The organism is Protofrankia sp. CiP1_Cm_nod3 (genome assembly GCF_982290655.1).
In genome coordinates this window covers 27,249-30,246 of record NZ_CEVIVD010000014.1, presented here as the reverse complement: position 1 = coordinate 30,246, position 2,998 = coordinate 27,249, and the positions used below count along the sequence as shown (strand labels likewise).

The 2,998-nt window shown below is 74.4% G+C and carries 2 protein-coding genes; both read left to right on the top strand.

Annotated elements, in window-relative coordinates; genetic code table 11:
* The coding region (locus AC5LUJ_RS05175) for a LuxR C-terminal-related transcriptional regulator (protein ID WP_493464542.1) at nucleotides 1-2,082 on the top strand (2,082 nt) is incomplete at its 5' end.
* A 648-nt stretch (nucleotides 2,083-2,730) separates the two neighbouring features.
* Nucleotides 2,731-2,998, top strand: a 268-nt coding sequence (locus tag AC5LUJ_RS05170; RefSeq protein ID WP_493464541.1) for a hypothetical protein, incomplete at its 3' end; no start/stop codon positions are given.

The following is a 2,998-nucleotide window of genomic DNA, read 5'->3' as shown; positions in this document are numbered from 1 at the left end:
CCGGCCGCCACGCATCCGGCCGCCACGCATCCGGCCGCCACGCATCCGGCTGGTACGCATCCGGCTGGTACGCATCCGGCTGGCACCGACCCGACCGTGGCCGGGCCGGTCCCCACCCGCATCCTCGACATTCTTGAGGCCGCCGGCGTACTGCGCGCCGGCCGTTTCCGGCACGCCGCGGCGCGCGCCGCCGTGCTGGCCGACCTGGACGGCCCGGCCCGCACGACGCTGCACCGCCGCGCCGCCAGGCTGCTGTACAGCAGCGGCGCTCCGGCGGAGGACGTCGCGGTCCACCTCGTCGCGGCGGAGCACGCCGGTGAGCCCTGGGGGCTCGACGTCCTGTGCCGGGCCGCCATGACCGCCCTCGGCCGTGACGATGTGGGGCGCGCCCTGGAGTGCCTGCGGCTGGCCGGCCTGGCCTGCCAGGACGACGACCAGCGCGCGACGGTCGCGTTGCTGCGGGCCCGCGTCGAGTGGCGGATCAACCCCGGGGCGGCGCTGCGGCACGTGGAGCCGCTGGTCCCGGCGCTGCTCACCGGAGAGCTGTCGAGCCAGCACAGCATCCACCTGATCAAGCTTCTGCTGTGGCATGGCCGCGAGGACGACGCGACCACGGGCCTGCGGGGGCTGGAGGCACGGCGTGGCCGGCTCGACCCGCAGTCGCTGGCCGGCCTCGACCTCATCCGCGAGTACCTGCCGGCGAACCATCCGCCGCTGGCGGCCAGGCTCGCCGCGTTCGACGGCGCGGACGACCGGCGCCCGCAGACGGCCGGGCCGAGCGCGGCCACCGGTGCGGCTGCCAGCGTGGCCGCGTCCGTCACCGATGGTCCCCAGCTGCCGTCCGTGACGACGCTGACCGACGTCCTGCGTGCCGGTGCCAGCCGCGACACGGTCCGCACCGCCGAGTGGGTGCTGCAGGCCACCCCCCTCGACGACATGACCCTGGGCTCGCTGGAGTGGGCGCTGCTCGTGCTGGCCTACGCCGAACGCGCCGACATCGCCGCGCCCTGGTGCGACCAGTTCCTGCGCGAGGCCGCGCTACGGCGGGCGCCGACGTGGCAGGCGATGCTCTCGGGCATCCGCGCGGAGATCGCGGTGCATCAGGACGACGCGCCGGCGGCGCAGCGCCACGCCCGGGAAGCGCTGACGCTCATCCCCGCGTGGACGTGGGGGGTCGGTGTCGGCCGGCCACTATCAGCGCTGATCATGGCTTCGACGGTCACTGGCTGCAACATCGCTGACCAGGCCTGCGATCGTCCTCATGATCAGGCCGGCGGCCGCACCGCCGACCGCACCGGCAACCACATTGCCGACCACGCCGGCGACCACGCCGGCGACCAGGTCGCCGCGCCGATCCCGGACGCGATGTTCCAGACCCGTTTCGGCCTGCAGTACCTCTACGCGCGCGGCCAGCGGCGGCTGGCGTCCGGCCGGCTGCACGCCGCGCTCGACGACCTGCTGACCTGCGGGCATCTGATGACCGCCTGGGAGATCGACCTGCCGTCGTTCGTGCCGTGGCGAGTCGAGGCGGCGCTCACCCTGGCGCGCCTGGGCCGGGCCGCCGAGGGCCGGGCGCTCGCCGAGGAGCATCTGGCCCGTCCCGGCGCTGCCCGGGCGCGCGGGATGGGGCTGCGCGCGCTGGCCGCCACCCTGGAGCCTCGGGAGCGCCCCGCGGTGCTGCTGGCAGCCGTCGACATCCTCCAGGAACGCGGTGACCGGCTGCAGCTGGCCTATGCGCTGGCGGATCTCAGCGACGCCCACCGGCGCGCCGGCGAGCTGACCAAGGCTCGGATGATCACCCGTCGGGCCGTGCTGCTCGCGCAGGAGTGCGGCGCCGAGCCGCTGCGGCTGCGGCTGACCGACCGCGGCGGGGAGGACGCCTCCGGCTACGGCGGGGCTGTCGCGACGCTGTCGGCCGCCGAGCTGCAGGTCGCGATGCTCGCCGCCTCCGGCCGGACGAACCGGGAGATCGCCAAGAAGCTCTACATCACGGTCAGCACCGTTGAGCAGCACCTCACCCGCGCCTACCGCAAGCTGCGGGTCAGCGGCCGCGCGGACCTCCCGGTGATCCTGCACGCCTGAGCCGGCCGGGCCCGGACCGGGCAGACCGGGCCGGTCCGGGCCGGTCAGGCCGGCGGCGGCGCGGGTCTGCCAGGCAGGGGCAGGGGCAACGGTTCTCGCCATCCCGGCGACAACCTGATAACAGTACGGTGGCTGTCAGATGGCCGCCCGGTGGCCGGAAGCCCGGGGCGGGGGCCAGGCGGACCATCGGTGGCGGGCCGGACGGACTGCCAGCGGCTGGAATGAGGAGTAGCCTCAGCAGCACGCCCTGATTGTCAGGCGAAGAGCCTAGCCGAGCGCATCCGCTTGCGCCACGTCGGTGTTCCTCCCGCTCTCCCCGGACGGGAGCGACGACTGGCGTCCTGGTCGGGTTCTTCGATGGACCCATCATGACCGGCTCGTGGGTTGCACAGCAGGCAGGTGCCCCCGCGGTGTCCGTAGCTTCGGCGCGAAGGACACTATGACCATTAGTAGCATGGTGACCATTAGTAGCATGTGCGTGACTTATCGTAGCTCACATGTGCCCGCACGTGCGCCTGTCAGCCCGCGCGTGCCTGTCCCGGCCCGCGACGCCGTGAGCCCGGCGGTCCCGTCCGCGCCGGTCATGCCCTGGGGGGAAGCCCGGCGCACCCGGCCTCACGACGCTCCGTCGCTGTCGGAGGCACCGCGGTGACCGCGCGGCCACCAGCCGGCCGGGGCCCCGGCCCGGGCGCCATGGTCCCCCTGGACACCACGCTCCCGACAGACAGCATGGACATGGTGGACTGTGTCAGCCCGGACGGCGTCGACCCGCATACCTCCGGCACGGATGCCACCAGCCCGCATGGTGCCGGCCCGGACGGTCACCGCCCGGACAGCGCCGCTCTGACCGGTCCCGGTCTCGGTCCGGGCGGCGTCGGGCTGGACGCCGCGGGCTCGAACAGCGTCGGCTCGAACA